This is a genomic window from Spiroplasma endosymbiont of Stenodema calcarata (genome assembly GCF_964031205.1).
Classification (GTDB): Bacteria; Bacillota_I; Bacilli_A; order Mycoplasmatales; family Mycoplasmataceae; genus Spiroplasma.
The window spans coordinates 819,607-839,754 of record NZ_OZ035018.1 but is presented as its reverse complement, the minus strand read 5'-3'; the positions used below and the strand labels follow the sequence as shown (position 1 = coordinate 839,754).

Annotated in this window: 22 protein-coding genes; 18 read left to right on the top strand and 4 right to left on the bottom strand. The window is 25.9% G+C overall.

Translation table 4 applies throughout. From position 1 onward, the window contains the following. Positions 1–72 precede the first annotated feature (72 nt). The 3 genes from ACQH24_RS04540 (at position 73) to ruvX (ending at position 5,306) form a co-directional block, all read left to right on the top strand. Positions 73–1,137, top strand: a complete 1,065-nt coding sequence (locus ACQH24_RS04540) for a hypothetical protein (RefSeq protein WP_425379453.1) — start codon at positions 73–75, stop codon at positions 1,135–1,137. 1,006 nt (positions 1,138–2,143) lie between these two features. After that, positions 2,144–4,894 (top strand): alanine--tRNA ligase, encoded by a 2,751-nt coding sequence (gene alaS, locus ACQH24_RS04535; RefSeq protein ID WP_425379452.1) that lies wholly within the window; start codon positions 2,144–2,146, stop codon positions 4,892–4,894. Beyond that, entirely contained in the window at positions 4,887–5,306 is a 420-nt protein-coding gene (ruvX, locus tag ACQH24_RS04530; RefSeq protein ID WP_425379451.1) for a Holliday junction resolvase RuvX, read from the top strand. Before alaS ends, ruvX begins: the two co-directional genes overlap by 8 nt. A 14-nt stretch (positions 5,307–5,320) precedes the next feature. Here ruvX and ACQH24_RS04525 read toward each other — a convergent pair whose 3' ends face one another. Beyond that, positions 5,321–6,064: an alpha-amylase family glycosyl hydrolase gene (locus ACQH24_RS04525; RefSeq protein ID WP_425379450.1), complete on the bottom strand. Its 744-nt coding sequence runs from the start codon at positions 6,062–6,064 to the stop codon at positions 5,321–5,323. Positions 6,065–6,287: 223 nt separating this feature from the next. Beyond that, a complete protein-coding gene (locus tag ACQH24_RS04520) occupies positions 6,288–7,082 on the bottom strand; it encodes an alpha amylase N-terminal ig-like domain-containing protein (RefSeq protein WP_425379449.1) in 795 nt (264 codons plus the stop codon). A 454-nt stretch (positions 7,083–7,536) separates the two neighbouring features. Here ACQH24_RS04520 and ACQH24_RS04515 point away from each other — a divergent pair, with 454 nt between their 5' ends. The 10 genes from ACQH24_RS04515 (at position 7,537) to ACQH24_RS04470 (ending at position 12,906) form a co-directional block, all read left to right on the top strand. After that, on the top strand, positions 7,537–8,634 hold the full coding sequence (locus ACQH24_RS04515; protein ID WP_425379448.1) for a hypothetical protein: 1,098 nt from the start codon (positions 7,537–7,539) through the stop codon (positions 8,632–8,634). A 111-nt stretch (positions 8,635–8,745) separates the two neighbouring features. After that, on the top strand, positions 8,746–9,099 hold the full coding sequence (locus ACQH24_RS04510) for a hypothetical protein (RefSeq protein ID WP_425379447.1): 354 nt from the start codon (positions 8,746–8,748) through the stop codon (positions 9,097–9,099). 83 nt (positions 9,100–9,182) lie between these two features. Beyond that, positions 9,183–9,416 carry a hypothetical protein gene (locus ACQH24_RS04505; RefSeq protein ID WP_425379446.1) on the top strand — a complete coding sequence of 78 codons (234 nt, stop codon included), beginning with the start codon at positions 9,183–9,185 and terminating at the stop codon, positions 9,414–9,416. A gap of 469 nt (positions 9,417–9,885) precedes the next feature. Then, the gene (locus ACQH24_RS04500; protein ID WP_425379445.1) at positions 9,886–10,173 is read left to right on the top strand and encodes a hypothetical protein; all 288 of its coding nucleotides are present in this window, start codon (positions 9,886–9,888) and stop codon (positions 10,171–10,173) included. Continuing rightward, entirely contained in the window at positions 10,166–10,378 is a 213-nt protein-coding gene (locus ACQH24_RS04495) for a hypothetical protein (RefSeq protein WP_425379444.1), read from the top strand. The genes ACQH24_RS04500 and ACQH24_RS04495 overlap by 8 nt, the downstream gene beginning before the upstream one ends. A gap of 1 nt (position 10,379) precedes the next feature. Continuing rightward, complete coding sequence (locus ACQH24_RS04490; RefSeq protein WP_425379443.1) at positions 10,380–10,574, top strand: hypothetical protein; 195 nt, start codon at positions 10,380–10,382, stop codon at positions 10,572–10,574. 45 nt (positions 10,575–10,619) lie between these two features. Beyond that, the gene (locus ACQH24_RS04485; protein ID WP_425379442.1) at positions 10,620–11,054 is read left to right on the top strand and encodes a hypothetical protein; all 435 of its coding nucleotides are present in this window, start codon (positions 10,620–10,622) and stop codon (positions 11,052–11,054) included. After that, entirely contained in the window at positions 11,045–11,197 is a 153-nt protein-coding gene (locus ACQH24_RS04480) for a PQ-loop domain-containing transporter (protein ID WP_425380693.1), read from the top strand. Before ACQH24_RS04485 ends, ACQH24_RS04480 begins: the two co-directional genes overlap by 10 nt. Positions 11,198–11,357: 160 nt before the next feature. Then, positions 11,358–12,137, top strand: a complete 780-nt coding sequence (locus tag ACQH24_RS04475; protein ID WP_425379441.1) for a hypothetical protein — start codon at positions 11,358–11,360, stop codon at positions 12,135–12,137. Position 12,138: 1 nt separating this feature from the next. After that, complete coding sequence (locus ACQH24_RS04470) at positions 12,139–12,906, top strand: recombinase RecT (RefSeq protein ID WP_425379440.1); 768 nt, start codon at positions 12,139–12,141, stop codon at positions 12,904–12,906. A 101-nt stretch (positions 12,907–13,007) separates the two neighbouring features. On the opposite strand, the gene ACQH24_RS04465 is transcribed toward ACQH24_RS04470, so the two are convergent. Both ACQH24_RS04465 and ACQH24_RS04460 read right to left on the bottom strand, forming a co-directional pair. Next, complete coding sequence (locus ACQH24_RS04465; RefSeq protein WP_425380682.1) at positions 13,008–13,799, bottom strand: IS3 family transposase; 792 nt, start codon at positions 13,797–13,799, stop codon at positions 13,008–13,010. A 41-nt stretch (positions 13,800–13,840) separates the two neighbouring features. Beyond that, the gene (locus tag ACQH24_RS04460; protein WP_425379385.1) at positions 13,841–14,116 is read right to left on the bottom strand and encodes a transposase; all 276 of its coding nucleotides are present in this window, start codon (positions 14,114–14,116) and stop codon (positions 13,841–13,843) included. A gap of 160 nt (positions 14,117–14,276) precedes the next feature. Here ACQH24_RS04460 and ACQH24_RS04455 point away from each other — a divergent pair, with 160 nt between their 5' ends. The 5 genes from ACQH24_RS04455 to ACQH24_RS04435 all read left to right on the top strand — a co-directional run bounded on the left by ACQH24_RS04455 (position 14,277) and on the right by ACQH24_RS04435 (position 20,134). After that, entirely contained in the window at positions 14,277–14,726 is a 450-nt protein-coding gene (locus ACQH24_RS04455) for a hypothetical protein (protein ID WP_425379439.1), read from the top strand. Positions 14,727–14,872: 146 nt separating this feature from the next. Next, the gene (locus ACQH24_RS04450) at positions 14,873–14,998 is read left to right on the top strand and encodes a hypothetical protein (RefSeq protein ID WP_425379438.1); all 126 of its coding nucleotides are present in this window, start codon (positions 14,873–14,875) and stop codon (positions 14,996–14,998) included. Positions 14,999–15,260: 262 nt separating this feature from the next. Further along, positions 15,261–15,944: a GntR family transcriptional regulator gene (locus ACQH24_RS04445; protein ID WP_425379437.1), complete on the top strand. Its 684-nt coding sequence runs from the start codon at positions 15,261–15,263 to the stop codon at positions 15,942–15,944. Between the two features lie 196 nt (positions 15,945–16,140). Then, positions 16,141–18,120 (top strand): hypothetical protein, encoded by a 1,980-nt coding sequence (locus ACQH24_RS04440; protein WP_425379436.1) that lies wholly within the window; start codon positions 16,141–16,143, stop codon positions 18,118–18,120. 370 nt (positions 18,121–18,490) lie between these two features. After that, positions 18,491–20,134, top strand: coding sequence for a hypothetical protein (locus ACQH24_RS04435; protein WP_425379435.1), 1,644 nt, complete (start codon positions 18,491–18,493; stop codon positions 20,132–20,134). Positions 20,135–20,148 lie beyond the last annotated feature (14 nt).

Genomic DNA, 20,148 nt, shown 5'->3' with positions numbered 1-20,148 from the left:
TATTTCATCAAGAGTTTTCGACAAAATTAAAGCAATTTAGCAAAATTAATTACAATTAATAATGATAACATTATGGGAATTACTATTAAGTTTAATATTAAATATGAAGTTAAATTTAAAGATTTGCAACAACGGGATGAAATTAACGGTTCCGTTATTATTTGTAATGACTTTGAAGCTTTGAGCGGGATTCAAAAAGATCTTGAAAAATATTTCAAAGATTTTGTTAATAATCTTTTTAAAAAACAAAACTATGAAATTGTTGATATTAGTAATCTCGATTTTAATAAGGTATTTGCTAATAATACTATTTGAGTAGTCATTAGGGAAGCATTAAAAGAAAAAGGAATTCTATTTAAAAGTCATCCTGGTTGACATAATAAACTTTATAATTGAACTTCTATTAGTAAATCATTTAGTAAATGAGCTTCTGTTTTGTCTTGAGCGGGTGAGGGTTATGATCCTGAAAAATTAACTGTTGCAAAATTTTTAGAATTTTATAAAAGAAACTATTTTAAGGCAAGTGTTCAAAAAGATTATTATGTTAAAGGAATTTATGATTCTTTTCAAGCAGATGGTTTTACAATTGAAAATTTACCTTTCAATGATAATGATAAGATGAAAAGCCTTTCAACACCAATCAAAGTGTTGTTACCAAAAGACTTTATTGATGAAAGATTAAATCAATTTGCGGAAACAACAGTGAAACTATGGCATTATTACCAGCTAGAAACATACAATGATAAACTTATCTTCAAAATGACTCAAACTGATTATGATAGGATATTAAAAGCAACAGATTCCTTTTCACCGGGTAAGACTTCACTGGCAAATTTACGACCAGTGTTTGAAACAATTCTTAAAATATTTAACGAAACAGTGGATTCAGAGATTACTTATGACTGAGGGACTTTCTTTCATAGAGTGACAGATAAAGTAAATTTAGTAAAAAAAGATAATTCATTTACTTTCGAATATTTTCGTACAAAGAAAGAAAATGGTGAATATCCGGAAAATGTTCTAAACTTTAGTTATAATAGTTTTCCTTATACTTTTTTCTTTCCACCAAACCGTGATGAGGAAAATACTAATAATCCAGGTGAATTTTTGCAGACAATTGAATTTAAAGTTGTCTAATTTCAAGAAAAGATTTTAATGTGACCTTTTTGCTTTGAAGTCGCTTTCATTATTGAAAAAACAGCAATCAGGACAAAAAGGTTTTTTATAAATGAATAAGTTCTCCTCTCAATAAATTTTACGATATAAGTTAAAATAATTTCTTTTGAGGGAACCTCCTATGTATTAATTAGACTTTTTTTCTCTAAAAAATGTACTTTCTTTTTTTTAAAGAAAGTACATTTAGGATAAAAACAATTTTTATTATGACAAAATTAACATATCAAAACAGAAAACAAATAATTGAATCAATTAAACAAGAAATTGGAACAAAGCATATTGCAGAACAATTTAATGGAGCTATAGCTTTGATTCGTTAACTTTGAGATAGTTATTTACAATATGTAGAACCTACTTTTATTTTTAAAAAAAGTACGGAGAAAAAAGGAACAGGATTTAACTTCATAAAAAAGAAAAATTAAAGAACTTGAGAGAAAAATTAAATTATTAGAGAGGGACTTGAATTACAAAAAAGTTTTAAGTTTATCTTGACGAAGTAAGGATGAAAAATGGAAAATAGTTTTTAATTTTTATAAAGAATGAAAATGAAAATTTTAATTAGTTCCTTAGCAAAAATATTAAATATTTCAATAAAAAATTTAATATAATATATTTATTCGAGTTATCTTGATAAATATCAGATGAAATCAAGTAAAAACAGCTCAATAAATTTGGGGAAATGTTTTATCAAAAAATTAATTTTATCATGTAGTTGTTGAATAAATCCGTTGAAGAATAGATAAGACATTTGATAAGGTTAAGGAGGATATCCAAACATATATTGAATTTTATAATTATAAGTGAGTCCATCGTAAATGGAATAATACCCCGATTAATTTTTTGGTAAAATAGCTGTGACAAAAATGGGCGCCCTAATATATATCTTAACTTCTTTTAAATAAAGAATTTTTTTCTTTTGATATGCTATAATTCTATTGATTAATTGTTTAGAAAAGAGGAAATTAGGATGACAAAACTTACAGCAAATGTAATTCGAAAAATGTGATTAGATTTTTTCCGGAGTAAAAATCACTATGAATTGCCATCAGTATCGTTAATTCCAGTTGATGACCCGTCGTTATTATGAATAAATTCGGGTGTAGCAACGCTAAAACCATATTTTGATGGTCGGAAAACATCACCCGCACCACGCCTAACGAACTCACAAAAATCAATTAGAACTAATGATATTGAAAATGTTGGATATACGGCTCGTCATCATACCTTGTTTGAAATGTTAGGAAATTTTTCAATTGGAGATTATTTCAAAAAAGAAGCAATTATTTATGCCTGAGAATTTTTAACTGATAAAAAATGAATTGGTTTTGATTCTAGCAAATTATATGTCACTGTCTATAAAGATGACCAAGAAGCATATGATGTATGACATAATGTTATTGGATTAAGTCCTGATCGAATTATTAAGGGGGGTAAATATACTAATTTTTGAGAAATTGGGGAAGGACCATGTGGCCCAAATACAGAAATTTTTTATGATCGTGGGGAAAAATATGATCCTGAACATATCGGAATAAAGTTGTTAAAAGAAGATCTCGAAAATGATCGGTATTTAGAAGTTTGAAATATCGTTTTTTCACAATACAATAATAATGGGGATGGCACTTATACTGACTTACCACGGAAAAATATTGATACGGGAGCTGGTTTGGAACGAATTACTTCAATTATTCAAGAGACTCCGACTAATTTTGAAACAGATTTATTTATGCCAATTATTAAAGCAACTGAAAAATTAACTAAGGGAAAATATCATTATGATGAAACAGCATTATTTACTGGTGATTCTCAACAAATTAAAATCAATACAGCTTTTAAAGTTATTGCTGATCATTTAAGAGCAGTAACATTTGCCATTGCTGATGGTGCTTTTCCGGGCAATAAAGATCGTGGTTATGTTATTCGTCGACTTATTCGTCGTGCTAGTTTATATGGAAAAAAAATAGGGTTAGAACAAGCATTTTTATATCAATTAGTGCAAACAGTAATTACAATTATGAGTGAATATTATACTTATTTAATTGAAAAACAAATAATTATTGAACAAGCTGTGTTGGATGAAGAAAATAAATTTTTAAAAACATTAGAGCAAGGAACCAAATTATTTAATGAAGTTAAAACTAAATATGGACTAATTTCAAAAGAACATGCTTTTCGCCTATTTGAAAGTTATGGTTTTCCAATTGAATTAATTGAAGAAGAAGCTCAAGAGGCAGGAATAAAGGTTGATCGTGCTGGTTTTGAAGAATTATTAGCAAATGCAAAAGAAATTTCAAGAACTAATCGGAAAGATATTAAGGCAATTCACTTACAAAGTAATCTCTTTACACATTTAGATGTTGCTAGCGTATTTGTTGGTTATGAACAAGAACAAGTTAATAATGTTGAAATTGTTTTTATGTTTGCAAATGATAAATCAGTTTCTGAATTAACAAATACTACCGGATACATTATTTTAAAAGAGACTCCTTTTTATGCTGAAAAGGGTGGGCAAGCCGCAGACAGGGGCTTAATTTTAAAAGATAATAATACGGCCTATGTATTAGATGTTCAACAAGGACCAAATAAACAACATTTACATTATGTTAAAGTAGATGGCACTTTAAAGATGAATGATTTAGTAAATGTTTCCATTGATAGTGACCGTCGGTTTTATACGCGTAAGAATCATTCCGGAACACATTTAATTCATGCCACATTACGTGAAGTATTAGGATCACATGTTATGCAAACTGGTTCTTATAATGATGATGAGCGTTTACGTATTGATATTACCCATAATAAATCAATTTCATCAGCAGAGATTATGGCGGTTGAAGCAGCAGTGATAAAAGCTATTCATGCTGCAATACCATGTGAAATAATTTATACAGATATGCAAAGAGCATTAACAGTTCATCACGCTTTAGCTTTTTTTACGGAGAAGTATGATGAAGAAGTACGAATTATTAAATTTGGAACTTATTCATGTGAACTTTGTGGAGGAACTCATGTTGCTAATTCACAAGATGTTGAAGATTTATTAATAACGGGAATTGAATCAAAAGGGGCTGGAACATTTAGAATTCATGCGATTACATCAAATAAAACAATTGCTAGTTATTTAAATGAGCAATTTTTAAAAGAAAAAACTGATGTCGTTAATTACTTTGAAAAGTATAATCAAGGGAAATTTATTTTAGTTGATGAACAATTGGAGGAAATTTGAGATCAAATTAGTAATTTAACTGTTTCAAAAGAAAATTGAAAATTATTAAAGCAATTAGTAAATCAATTTAAAGATTGTTTTAAACAATGACAAAAAAAATATGATAATGTTGTTATCCAAAATTTTGTAAAACAATATAATATGTTACCATTGCAAGAAAATAACAATATTAAAATTTTAACTCACCAGTTTTCAACTAATGTTGATGTTAATGCTTTGAAAGTATTAATCGATGATTATAAAGCACGTTATTCTAATATTTTAATATTCTTTGTTGATATGAATGATTTAAAACAACAAAAATTAGTGATTGGTGTTGGAGAAATGATCCAAGATAAGTACCAAGCTGGTCATATTATTCGGCAATTAAATCCCTTGCTTGATGGCAAAGGGGGAGGAAATAACAGTGTAGCTCAGAGCGGTTTCAAAAATAATACTATTATTGCGGAATTGTTATCTGACCCATTGGGATTTTTACAAAAACATGGCTAAATATTATTTAGGAATTGATTTGGGTACTAAAACATTAGGACTTGCAACAAGTCATGGGATCATTGCAACAAGTTATGGTGTTTATCAATTTCCCGAAAATGATTTTTCTAATGCTGCTCAATATTTAATAACCTTAATTGGAAATAAAAATTTTACAGATATTGTTATTGGATACCCAAAAAATATGAATAACACAATTGGACCGCGAGCAGTAATGGTTGATGATTTTATTACTTTATTAAAGTCAATGTTATTAACACCAATTCCAATTCATTTAATTGATGAACGCTTAACTACACGGCAAGCGCATCAAATTATGTTAGAAGCTAATTTATCTCGCCAAAAACGAAAAACTAAAAAAGATAGTTTAGCAGCACAGTTAATTTTAGAAACATATTTACAACAACAATAGCAAAATAATGTTTGTTAAAAAATATAACATGAATAAGGTAAAATCTTTAATTTATTATTTAATGTTTTATTAGTTATTAAATCTGTAGTTTTATTAGTTAAAGTGGTAATATCAAGATCTTGTGTTTTATTTGTATTATTGATGACAATAAGATATTTGGTATTATCTTTTTGTTTGTAAAATATTAAAATATTTTTATTATCAATAATAATAAGATTACCATCATTTCCTAAAATAGGATGTTCTTTTCGTAAATCAATTATTTTTTTTAGAAAAGTTAATAATTCAAAATTTCATTTTTCTTTGTCTCATATCATACATTTTCGGCATAACGGATCATTGTCACCATCAAGACCAATTTCATCGCCATAATAAATTGATGGTGATCCTGGACATAAAAATAAAAATAAATAACTTATTTTGAAGATTGCGACATTATGATTTGCTAAAGTTAATAATCGCGGAGTGTCATGCGAATCAAGACAATTAAACATTGCTGGTCAAGTATGGTCTGGATAAGTAAAAAACAATTTTTTTAATTTATCAGTAAAATCTTGTAATGTTATTTTTTGCAATACAAAATATTCTAAAATAAGATCATAAAGAACATAGTTCATAACACCATCAAACTGATCACCATTAATTCAGGGCAGTCCAATATTTCATGTTTCAGCAAGAAGATAAACATTCTTATTTTTCTTAACAGTGGTGCGAAGATATCGTCAAAAAGAATGGTCAATTTCATTGGCAACATCCATTCGTCATCCGTCGATGTTATATTTTTTTTATTCAAAATACTGCTATTTTTAGCAGATACTTTTGAACGGCAATATTTTCAGTATTTAATTTTGGCATTAACGAACTGTAACCAAATGTTGCATAGTTTAATTTTGTTAGATCATTATCAGGGACCCTTATTGGAAAATTTTTAATATGAAATCATTCTTTATAATGAGATTTCTGTTGTTTTTTTAAAACATCTTATCAGGCAAAATGGTTTCAGCTGACATGATTAAAGACCCCATCAAGCATTATTTTAATATTTTTTTGATGACATTTAATAACAAGTTCTTTAAATAATTTATTAGTGCCAAAACTCGGATCAATGTTAAAATAATCAATTGTATCATATTTATGATTTGAAGGTGATTTAAAAATCGGATTTAAATAGATGGCATTAATGCCTAAATCACATAGGTAGTCAAGTTTATTAATAATTCCTTGTAAATTCCCACCAAAAAAATTATTACTAGTTGGTGGGGCAGAACTTCATGGTAAGAATTTTTTATCTGTCAAGTAATGTTCATCACGGCAAAAACGGTCAGGGAAAATTTGATATCAAATAGCAGATTTTATTCAAGTTGGATAAGTCAAAATATCAATTTTATTCATTCACGGAAAATTAAAACATTTTTTTGTTGTTTTTAAAATGTCATCATTTTCATTTTCTGCATAAAAGCCTTTTTCAGTATATAGTAGAGTCTGATTAGATGAAATTAATTGAAATAAATAACTAAAGCGTCGATGTAATGGTGATATGGCAATGATTCAATAATCATATATGCTAGATGATTGATATTTATGCATGGAAAAAACTTGATTTACCCATTGCATAGTGTTATTTTTTATTTCATAATCAAATGGATCACCACCATATAAATAAATCTTTTTAATATTATCCTTCTTAGTTTTAATTTTAATGTGTAAAGTATTTTCATCATAACAATAAGCGTAATGGGACTTTGCTTGATGAAAAACACTGCTTTTTTCAATCATATTATTACCTCCATAAAAATATTATGTCCGATAATATTTAAATATAAAATCATTTGTTTAAAAGTTGTATATACAACTTTTAAACAAATGATTAGATAACATTTTTTTGTTTTGTTATAAGTATATTAGGAGGTAATATATAGATGAAAAAGTTATTATTAATACTTGGAATTTCAACTTTTTTTCGTCATCAACATTATCAGTAATTGCATGTAAAAAAAATAATGATGATGCTTATACAATTAAAGTTCAAGCGGAAAAAGAATGAGTTCCATTTTATCAAAAGGCCGTTAATAGTTTTAATCAAAAATTAGAAGCTGAAAAATCTAAATTTAAAATTAAAATAAAAGAAAGTGGCACTTTTGATGAACTAGGATTATTTGATAAATTACCATTTACGGATAGGAGTTTATCAGATGTTTTTGTTTTACCATTTGATCGTTTTTCAACTTTTGTGACTGAAAATAAATTAAGTGATGTTTCAGATTTAACAATTTCTGAGTTTGATTCTCGATTAGGTGGTAATGTTGATAATGATATTGCTATCCATAATGGGAAAAAATATGGAGTAACATTAAATATTGAAACTTTAGTTGCTGTATATAATAAAACTGCTTTGGCAAATAATCCAGCACGATCATTAGAAGAAATGGTGCTTGCAAATAAAAACCAGCAGAACCCAGTTTATAATGCAACTTTTGGTGATTTATGATATGCTTCAGTTTTATATAATACATTATTGACTAGCGATATTCCAACATTAGTTGAAGTTGCAAGTGATGGTGGAGTTAAGACTGTTTTTGATAATAATAATTCCGATTTTATTGATGTGGCTAAAGTTAGTTATGACTTTGGACAGACCTTACCACCATCAATGTTTGATACAAAAACACGATGAGTAGGTGGGAAAGGACTATATGATTATGTTTTAGAAAACAAAACTAATTGATTTTTAGATGGACCATGAGATTATTCCAAAAAATATACTTCACAATATGGAGTTTTAAAAACAGATGGTGTAACAGATGAAGATACAGTGTTTGGAATCAAACGAAAAGATATTGCTTTTGATTCAATTGACAAATATCAAGTTAACAATAAATCTTGGAAACATTTTAAAGCAGGGTTTTTGATGTCGCTAAATGCTAGATTGGACCGTCAGCAATCAAAATTGAATTCGGCTGGAAAAACTAAAAAAATGGTTGCAAGTGAATTTATTAAAGAACTTTTAAGTGTGGATTATGCATATGACTGATACAAATATGCTGGAAAAATTACACCATATAAAGTAGGACTAGACAAAATAGTTACTGAAGCTAAAAAAGATAGTGATTCATTAGTACCTGAATTAATTGATGCAATTATCAATGGTTATGCAAATAATTCTGTTCGCCCCAAACATCATATTTTTAATGGTTTTTGAGCAACATATGAAACAAATTATAATAGTCGAGTTTTCCCCCATTCAATTTCAAAAATTACAGATGGTGAACAATATGCTAAAAGCTTAAGTGCTGATATTGCAAACTATATCAAAGGAGCAATAAATTAATTATTTAAAGTTATGCTAAATAAAAGAAACATTATTTTAGAGAAAAAAATAAATTTAAATAATACAATATTTATTCTCTTTTTGATTTTGTCAGGGATATATGTTGGGTCAATGTCAATTAATTTATTTCTAAATATGGCGCATAGTAATTTGTCTAAACAAGTTACAGTAATATTAAAGTCATCTGAACCTGGAATAAATGTTGATAATTTATACCTTACATTACAACGTAAATATTTGATTTCATATTTAGTTAGTATTTTGTTTGTAATTACTTTTGCCTTTTACAATTGATTTGCTGTAAAACGAATTAAAATTGGTTATGGATATTGTATCTTATGATTTATTGTTTGGGTTGGGACTATTATTGCTCCAATTATTTTTACAAAAATTTATGATATCTTTTTTGTAATTAATTGTATTACAGCGGGCCTAATTTTACTGGGCATGTTTTATCTTATGTAGAATAAAGGATGAAGTAGGACAAAAAAAACAACCCTTTAATAAGAGTTGTTTTTTTATTTTAAAACAATCCTTATAAGGAGGTAATGGTAATTAAACAACAAAAAATATGTGATATTAATGATTGTTATAAAAAAATATCATTTACTAATAAACAATTTGTATCAAATAGAGTTTTGTGAACTTGCGAAAAACATAGAAATTTATTGAATAGTATAAAAGATAAAAAACAAAAACAATTTTATCAAAAATTAGAAAATTCAAAAATTATCTTTGATTATGAAACTGGTTTATTAAAACTTAAATTTTATAAAACTTAATGCAGAGTGGAACGGTTATTTATTAACTAAGTGTTTTTTATTCCACAGCCTGCCGAGGCAAGTACTGAAATAGTGTATGAGAAAAGATGAAAATCGGCGCTGGTTTTTATAACTAAGCGATAGTCGTGATAAGTGCGAGGTCAACATCAAACGACAATAAAAATTGAGATGGTCACTTTATAAATATATCTGCGATTAGCATTAGGCTCTTCAAGGTGCAAGTAGATTTATTTTAAAAACTGAACGCTTTGACCTGAAATGGTGCGGATGAAGAGATGTAATTACATGGCGATAAACTATATAAACAATTACAATTTGTAGTTAATTAATGGAGGGTTATATGAAAAAGTTAAATAAAAAAACTATTAATAAATTAAATGAATTAATGCTTAAAAGTTATCCTGTTTCAAAAAATGAAATAACACAAGAACATTGAGCATTAGGTAAACAGAATTAGGAGGAATTAAAAATGTCATATTGTATTAGGGATTACTTAAATGAAAAATGAATTAATAATAAAGCATTAAAAATTAGTGATAAAAGTATTATTTATTCAGACATTGAGTGTGATGATAATTATTGATTATTACATTTATATCTTGAATTTGATAATAAACATTCAAATATAGGTTATGTTTCATTGCCAGTAGATTTTGACTTGACTTTGAAATGATATGAAATTGATGAAGTTAAAGGTTTAATTAGTGATTATTTAGAAGATGAAGAAATAGATTATGAGGTGATAAATTATGAATAAAAGATACTTATTAATTATTAAAAATGAATATTTAACTACATATTCATTTTATACATTAGAAGAAGCAAAAATAACTGCTAAAAATGAAAAATATTATCAAACAGTAATTATTGATTTAGAAAACGAAGTATATTCTGATATAGAAAAATTAAAAATTATGGATCCTAAAAGATATAACGAATTATTTAATAAAGGAGATAAATAATATGGAATTAAAAGATATATTAAATGAAATGTTCAATAATCACCCTGAAGTTGCTCAAAATTATGGTCCAGCAATTATCGAACGATATGAAATTGAAGTTGAAAATAAAAAATTAACACCAGAACAAATAAATAATCTTATATATATATATATTACAAAACCAAAAAATAATTATATTGGAAATGAGAATAAATAATGAAAATGTCAGATTGAAATTTGTGTCAGAAGGGAATTATTTAATATGGAATATTACTATTATTGCGAAAGTTCATATTGTAAAAAACAATATCCAGAAAATGAATTTTTATTATGTATACATAAAGATAATAACGATGATGATTATGGTTATGATTGTGAAAAATACATTTGTAAAAATTGTCAAAAAATTAGTTTAATGTGTAAAGAACATAATGAAGGAGATAAAACAATTAATGAAAAAAATGAATATATAAATTTTTTAGAAAATAGACCTGAAAATCACGATTGCAAGCACTGCCCTAACAAAGAGAAATTATTTAAAGAAGATTTTAATATGCAAGAATTTTGTGATAAGGGAAAATCTGTTGAATTACATAAAAAAGAATGTTGAGATAATAATGTTTATTGATTTCAAAGATATTATCTAAAAGATAATTCAAAATATGACAATTTACCTAGTAAGGAGGAATTAAAATAGAAATACATTATATTATTGGGTGGTTAAGTACTATTTTATCAGTTTCTTATTTAATACCACAATCTTTGAAAACAATTATTAAAAAAGATACAACAAGTATATCCATTATTAATGTTAATTTTATATTTAATTGGAAATATTAGTTGAATTACTTATGGTTTTATATTATGTCCAATTAATTTAGTACTTATAGTTTCTAATTTATTACAGTTTATTTTTGCAAATATTATATTACTAATAAAAATAAAAAATATAAAAAATAAAATTGATAATTTTAATTTTAAAAAGAAAGGATGATAAATAATGAATAATATAGTGCAAAATGTAGTATTCCCTTTTGTAATTAAGGGTGATGATTTTAAAGAATTAAGTTTGAAAGCAATTCAAATTAAAAAGTGAATTGCTAATAATAATAATAATGAATTAGTTGAATTTATATATCGTCATCGTAATCAATATAATACTACTGGTTATAAAGATGTACATTTAAAAGATATTCCAAGCACTTTAAGTAAAGTTGATATTGTATTTAAAGAGCCACTAGATTTAATTAAAGTATTTAAAGATGATTTAAATCGTATTCATAATAATATTATTAATTTTGAAAATTCGGTTAAAAATAATAAAATTGAAATTAAAAATAATATTAATCAGGTGCGAATTCAAAAACAAAATGAATTTTTTAGAGAACAAGAATTAAAAAAACAAGAATTAATTGAGCAAGCTAATAATCTAAATACAGATATGGGTTTAGATTTAGATCAAATAAAAGATGAGCAAGTTCGTGTAATGGAAGAAATTGAGCAACTTGATAAATCACTTGAGGTAAAACCATTAAAAAAAGTTGGTATTAATATTATTAAAGATAAATTATTAGTAAAAGATATTGAAATATTAGGTATTAATGATGATTTTTTACAAAAAGCAGATAGATTAGAACTTATTTCTTTTATTAAAGGTTATCTTTTAATAGATGAAAAAGTAGTTAAAAATGAAATTAAAGAACAATGAGATAGTAATGCAGATATGAATGCTATTGGAGTTAAAGGTATTAATTTTAAAATAAATAAAGGAGAAAAATAATATGGCAAATGAATTACAACAATATATTAATGGTGCAATAGTTAAATATGAATTAAAAGTTAATGATAAATATTTAAAAGAAAATATTTTAGCATTAGAAGAATTAAAAATGAAAAATGGTAATAGTTATATGTCATTAGTTTCTAATGCAGATAATGCAAAAATTACAGCATTAGGAATTATTAAATTAAGTAATAAAGGATTAATTTTTAGTAAAGATTTTAATATTATTCCATTTAAAAATAAATTAACAACTATTATTGATAGTAAAGTTTATTGTAAAAAAATTGAAGAAAATGGTTATAGTCCAAGAAAAGCAATTATATTTAAAGGTGAAAAATTTGAATGAGATACTATAAATTCTTGCCCTAAAATGCATGAAATTAATTTTAATGCAAATACTAGTGATTATAATGAAATTATTGGTGCTTATGCTTTTGCAAAAGATAAAAATGGGAATTATCAAGGTATTTTATTAAGAAAAGCAGATATTGATCGTTTAAAAAATAGTAGTCCATCAGGCAATGGGCAATATAGTCCATGAGTAAATTGACCAAAAGAAATGGTTGAAGCAAAATTATATCGTAAATTAGCATTAGAAATGGGTATTGATATTTCAGATATTGATTTAGATGAAAAAGAAATTAAAGAAGATGGTAATTTTGAATATATATCTTTTAATGATAGTACTGTCGCCAAAAATCAGGGGCAGATGAGCGATGAACCCTTATCTAACAATATAAAAATACCCCATCATATAAAAAAATAGCAGACACAAATGATAATGTAGTTAAAGAAGAAGATATTTCAAATGTAATACCAGTATTTAATAATAATGATGTGGAATGGCAAGGGTTTTTTGGACAAATTTTATGTAGAGTAATAATTTCTGTATTTTACTGGTGTTAAATAATTTAGTTTGCTATGAATTCGAATATTATTGTACCAATTAATGTAATCAAATAATTTTAATTTAAACTGCTCAATGTTTTTAAATTTATTATTTTTAATAAATTCAGTTTTAAAAATTTTGTATGTTGATTCCGCAACAGCATTGTCATAAGGACAACCTGGTTTACTGTAAGACTTTTGAATGTTATTTTTAGTTAAAAAGTTATAAATAAGATTGTTATTAAATTCACTACCTTGATCAGTGTGAAATATTTTAATATCATTTAATGTAAAGTTAAGTTTATTAAAGGTATTTTTAACTAATTTTGCATTTTTGTGTAAACTAACATCATAACTAATAATTTCACGATTAAATAAATCAATTAGAAAGCAAACATAATATCATTTATTATTAATAAAAACATATGTTAAATCACTGACAACAACTTCATGTAGTTTATAATTATTAAATTCTTGATTTAATAAATTATTATATTTATATGTAACATTGCTTGTATTTGAATGTTTGTATTTGATTTTTGTATAATTTGAAATTAAGTTATATTTTCTCATTATTTTACTAATCTTTACACGAGATAATATAATATTTTGCTGAGCTAGCATGATTTTAATTTTTCTTGTTCCATAATTTTTACGACTTTTTAGAAAAATACTGATAACAGCATTATCAATGTTTTGATTATTCTTGGGATTATTTGCTTTTAATTGATAGTAATATGTTGATCTAGCCAATTTCAATGTTTTACATAAATTAATAATTGGATATTTTGCTTTGTTATTTTTAATGATTGCTATTTTTTGCCGATTATCAGTGTTGCTTGCTTTAAAATGTCATTTTCCATTTCTAATTGTTTAACTTTTTTACGTAATTGAATTAATTCGTTTTCTTCTGGCGTTCTATTGTCTTTAGCTTTAAATGAGTCCGAGTTACTAAATTGGTGAGCTCATTTCCAAACAGTAGATTTACCAATTTGGTAATCATTGGCTAATTGTTCAGGAGTTTGACCCATTTTGTAAAGACCAACAATTTGTTGCTTAAATTCATCGGTATAATGATTCTTTGCCATAATTACACCTCCATTGTAATTTAATTATAAATATTTACTCTACATTATTGTTGTCCAATTTATCTTAACCTATCCAATTGAAATTCATAATACATATAGAGAGCTAGTTGAAGAGCAAAAAAAATTAACAGCAGAAGAGTTTTTAGCAGCAGTTGCTAAAGTGGGGCGAGATAATGCTCGTACGCCAATGCAGTGAGATAAAAGCATGTTTGCTGGTTTTAGTTGGACAGTACCATGAATTAGACTAAATTCAACGTATGATAAAATTAACGTTCAAAATCAAATATCGGATGAAAATAGTGTTTTAAATTTTTATCAAAAAATGATTGCCCTACGAAAATCTGAGATATATTCCCCAGTATTAGTTAATGGTTCTTTTGATTTAGTTAATACAGATAATAAAGATTTATTTGTATATACGCGGAATTTATTGGATCAAACAATAATGATAATTTTTAACTGATCTAATAATCCTGCGCAATATAACTTTGGTAAAAAAGAAATGAAAATATTAATTAATAATTCTAATAGTAATTATTTGTGTAATAATATTTTATGTTTAGAACCATGAGGCTTTTTAATTTTAGAAGTAAGGGATGGAATGAAATAATTGGAATTAATTTTATATTAATTGACAAAAAGACTAAAAAATAAGTCTTTTTGTTAATTTAGTACTACATTATAATGCCAATCGGTTTTTGAGCAAACTTTATATAGAATAAAAATTCTTAAATTTCTTTGTTGGATCAATTTTCATTGTGGGATGTAAATCCATGCTTTGCTTGATTAATTCATGTTGCTAAGGTTCCAATCGGAATTAGATATTTTTTAGCTATTTGTGATATGAATAATGATTATGGTAAAAATCATTGAGAATTTTAGTTTTTAATTCGGTGGAATATTTATTAAATTTTGACCCTTTACTTGCCATAATGTGTTTCCTTTAGATAATATTTTATCTTGTTATCTATCCTTATTTGAGGGGGTACACATCTCCATCTAAACAATCCCAAAATTTGTTCAGTCATAACAAGTTATAAACTTGCTTTTTTTTTATTATAATGATGATAATAAAAACTATAAGGCAAAATTAGATAATAATTGGAGAAATAATATTGGTAAATAATGATAAGAAAGTCACAATATGTGATGAAATAACAAGTTATATTTAAAAAAAATTAGTTCCAAAAAAGATGATAATAGCTTTTCACTACCAAGTGAAAAAACATTAATTAATAAATTTAGTGTCTCGCGAACTACTATTCGTTACTGTTTACAAAAATTATGTAATAAGGGAATTACGTATGCTAAAAAAGGCAGCGGATATTATGTCAATGCCCATTATTTTTACACTAAAATTGGCGTTGAAAATGTAAAAAATTTAAGGTTAAAATATAAAGTTATTGAAAAGAATCTTTCTAAAGACATCTTATTAGATGTTTTGAATACCTTAAATCTTGATCCGGAAGATATTAATTTCAATGACTATTTGGGTTATTTAAAAATTTGTTATAATCGTCAAAATAAAGCGCTTGGATATTACAAATCATTTTGTTTTTTGCCAGCATTTGGGACTCTTGATTGAAAACAAATTGAATTATCTTGACCTAATTATATTAAAAAAAACAATATTATTTTAAGAAATTCAATAAATACAATAATAATAGAAAATAGTGATGAACTTGATAAAAAATATTTATCAAATAAAGTTAATCAAGTATGTGTTATATATTCGGCAAAATTTGATAATAAAAATCACATTATAAAAATTGTAGAAAAGCGTATTTTAATGGATTATTTTTTAGTAAATTATATTAAGATGTATTAATTTTTATCAATGTTAATATTTTTATATTATTTAAATTGATAGAAAAACTAATAATTGCAACGAATAGATAGATATTTGCTGCAATTATTTTTTAAGTAATTATTATACAAGTATTTATAGAAAAAGCAATAAAAAAATGATATAATTTTAAAGAAACATTTTGCTTATAATTACATATAAAAAATTGGGGAAAAAGATGATGATTGAAAACAAAATAAATGAAACAAAACACTTGCAAGAAGTTAATAGCAATTTAAAGATAAATGTTAATCAAACAGCTGTTATCAAGGCTTTAACAGAATCTTGAAAAAAATCAAAACCGTATTTTAAATTAATGGCCGAATATCAAAAATTAAATAAAACACCTGCTGCTGACTGAGATAGTCGTTATGAAAAAGAATATGAAAAATTTATTAAAACATTTTTGGGAGAAAGTGTTTATTTTAAAAAAAATATTTCAAAAAAACCAGTAACAAGGGTTATCAAATCAAAAAAGAGTTCACCAACTAAAACAAAAAATATGGGCTTAAATCTCTGTCAATTAGATCTTTTGCGAAAACGAAAATTGTATCGTTCAGAGGAGTTATTTCCAAATCGAGTGATAAGAGGATACCAAGCCTCACAAGCAGTAATTGAATCAGAGTTAATAAGATCAGGAAAAAGTTTTTTAAATAATAATTCATTATTAGTTCAACAGAATGAAGATGAACCAGTATTTGTTTCAACAGTAAAAAATACTGGTGAAACAAAAAAGGATAATTTTACGGAGAATAATTTGTTGGAACAATCAACAAAAAATGAAGTTGAAGATCTTATCAATAAATTGAATCCGAACCAGCAACGTTTAATTCGCCAACGTAATCAACAATATGGGCGTTTTCAAAAAAAACAACAAGAAATAATTCATAAAATTAATGATCAAAATTCTAATGAAATCTTAAAAAGTTTTAATAATCAAGTAAAAGAACATGCTAAGAATTGAGGATTAAATAAAACCCAAATTGAATTATTATCGCGCCGTGATGCAATAAAACGTGATGAGGATCCTTATTTAAATCGCGTACAAAATTCTTATTATTCAGATGAAAAGAACTCTCGTTTAAATAGTGAACTTAAACCGCGGTCATTTGATGAAATTAAAGAACAAATGAAGTTGAATAAAAATCAATTAAAATTATTAGCGCACCGTGATGCGCGTCCGTCTGAATTAAAACAAGATATGAAACAAATTATTTCGCATAAGGATGACAACATGAAGTTGGAAACTGTTATTAAAAAACGTAATCAATTAGGGCAAGAAATCTTAGCACGTAGTTTAGGGAAAACAAAAAAACAAATTGATGGCAAATATATTCGAAATTCTTTAATTAATGAACAAAAACGAAAATCAATTATTAAAACAGATTTATATTTAGATACGACGATTACTAGCCAAATTAAACCATTACTTATAAAATCAGATATAAAAACAAAACCAGTAGGGAAATCAATCCTAAAACCTTTAATTTTATCGTTATCAGCAGGAACTAATAAAAAACTAGAACCAATAGAATTAAATAGTATTGTCAAAGAAAATATTCCGAAAGAATCAATAGCTTTACCTTTAGCCCCAAGTGAAGAAAAATATGTTTCAATTGTTGACCCTAAGAAACGTCCTAATTTAAAAAAATTAAAATTTGGTGATAATTATAAAGAAAAAACTAAGAAAAAGTTATTTATTACAGAAGTATTTAAAAAAGACTCATTATTGGATAATATAGTAGGGGAAAAAGATAGCAATAACAGAACGAAGGAAAAGAATTTAATACTATATCCGCAAAAAGAGTTAAAAGATTATCAAATTAATTATGTTAATACAACGAAAACACCAAATTTAATGCTTGATTTAACAAACAAACAATATAATTATGCGGGTTATCATCCTCGTGAAATTCGTGAAATTCAGCGACGACAATTAGCACAACATTATGAACAATTACAAAAAGAAAAATTAATTCAAAAGAATTTACGAAAAGAAACACGTCAGCAAAAGAAGTTACAACATCGTAAAGTTAAACCAAAACCATTACCTCAAATTTTAATTGATAAATATCTTGCCGAGGGGAAAAAAGTTGTTAATGGCTTTTTAGTGGACACCGCAGACCAAAAAAATGTTATAGAAGATAATAACAAATAAGATGGTCAGGATCTCAAACGAGATTAATCTATTGTAAACAGTTAGATGCTGTTTTGTTATAAGTATAAGAAAAAGTAACTATTTTAAAAAATATTAATAATCCTGAAATTTAATAACAGTTGTTACAAGACGCAAATGAAATGACAAATGTGGAGTAGTGATATTAATGATAATTATTTGTTATTAAATTTTGTTTTAAAAAGATTCAAAACAAAGATAATAGGCTAAAATTAAATAATAAGAGTAATATTATAGATAATTAATTAAAAAAAAGCAAGTTTTTTGATAAAAGTATTTTAAAAAGGACAAAAATTTTATATAATATATATATATATTAAAAATTAAAAAATAAATGAAGAGGAATAGAAAAATGGCCAAAGAAAAAGATTTGGAAACTGCTGCTATCACACGTGTTAACGATGATGGCATTGTTGACACAGAACGAGATGCAACAGAACTAATGGACAAAAAATTAACTCCTGCAACAATTAAACTACTGTTAGGGCAGACAGATGAAAATAGTTCTAAGTATCAAACATTAAAACAAAAATATTTAAATGAAGTTGTTGGAACGGAAAAAAGGAAAGTAATCCATTTAAAAGATAAAAATAATTCTTGAGAAGAACAAAAAAATAAAAGTAAATTCATTGATTATAGTTATCGTGTCGATAAAGAAATCCCACTTTTTGCCAGATTAAATAATCAGAAAATAAATCAAGCAGCTAATAAAAAGACAGATTTAAAACCAAAACAGTCACTTAAAAATAATGAAATGTTAGCCATGCCATTAGATCAAATAATAATTAAGGAACCTATTAATCGACCAAAAAAATCTATTCAAAAGACCCCTTCAGAAACAACTAACTTAATTAAACCACCATTAAAAGACAGTGAAATAATTAACGAGAAACTTAATTCTTTCGCAGACTGAAATGGTTTAAATGCTGACAAAGTTGTAACAAAGTTAGGGTCATCGCAGTTACAAGAAAATGATTCTAAAACAATTATTTACCGAAGCGAGACAGAAGAAATAACAACTATTCGCCGTGATTTGCGTCCAATTTTAGCAAAACAGATTTCACAAATTAAACGGAATGGTTTGTCAGTTGTTGACTTTGTTATTGATCCTACTGATAAGATTGAAATTGAAACAGGGGATGAAGAAATTCTTGTTCGTTTAATTAAACAAAATGAAGTTGAAATTGACTTAAATGACTTTGTTTCAAAGGATATTGCGCAACCAAAACCAAAACCAGTTAAAATAATTCGCACTGCTGAAGATCCATTGTCATTTGAAGAACGATTAATTTTACGATTAGAAAATAAAGCCCGTTCTTATAAATTAAGTGCCAATGAACAAGAACAATTAGAAGATTTAAAGGCAAAACTTGCTTTTAAAGCAAATCAAAAAAATAAAGAACAAGAACTTACTTCAGTTGAAGAAAAAAATAAGAAAACAAAAGATACCGATACAATTATGTCGGCTGGCAATGATCAAGAACAATTAGAAAATGATGATCTTTATAAAAAAACAAATTATAATCATCGTTATGATGAACACAAACGGCCTAATATTGATCAACGTTTAGCTTTTCAGCATAAAATGCTGAATTATTTGTTAGAAGTTAGGCAACAATATGAACAAGGTTATAATCGACAAATATCTCAAGAATTAGCGGATTTTAATCGGGCAATAAATTTATCACGTGCAATTAAAACTAATACTGACAAACTAAATGCGACAATTTTACAAAATCGTGATGAATCAATTGCACTTTTACGAAAACATGTTATTTTATTAAATCAAAAGCAATATGCTGAAATTAAATTGTTAGATAAACAAGTTCTTAAATTTAAGAACACCAAGGGAAACATGGAAGAATTTATTAAACGTCAAAAAGAATTTCAACGATTATTACGAATTCGCGAAGAAGTGAAAGAAAATCGACAAGCTTTAATTGAGTCACTACGGATACAAGCACAATTGATGCAAGAAGCCCGTAGTAAAAAATAACACGTAAAAAATGT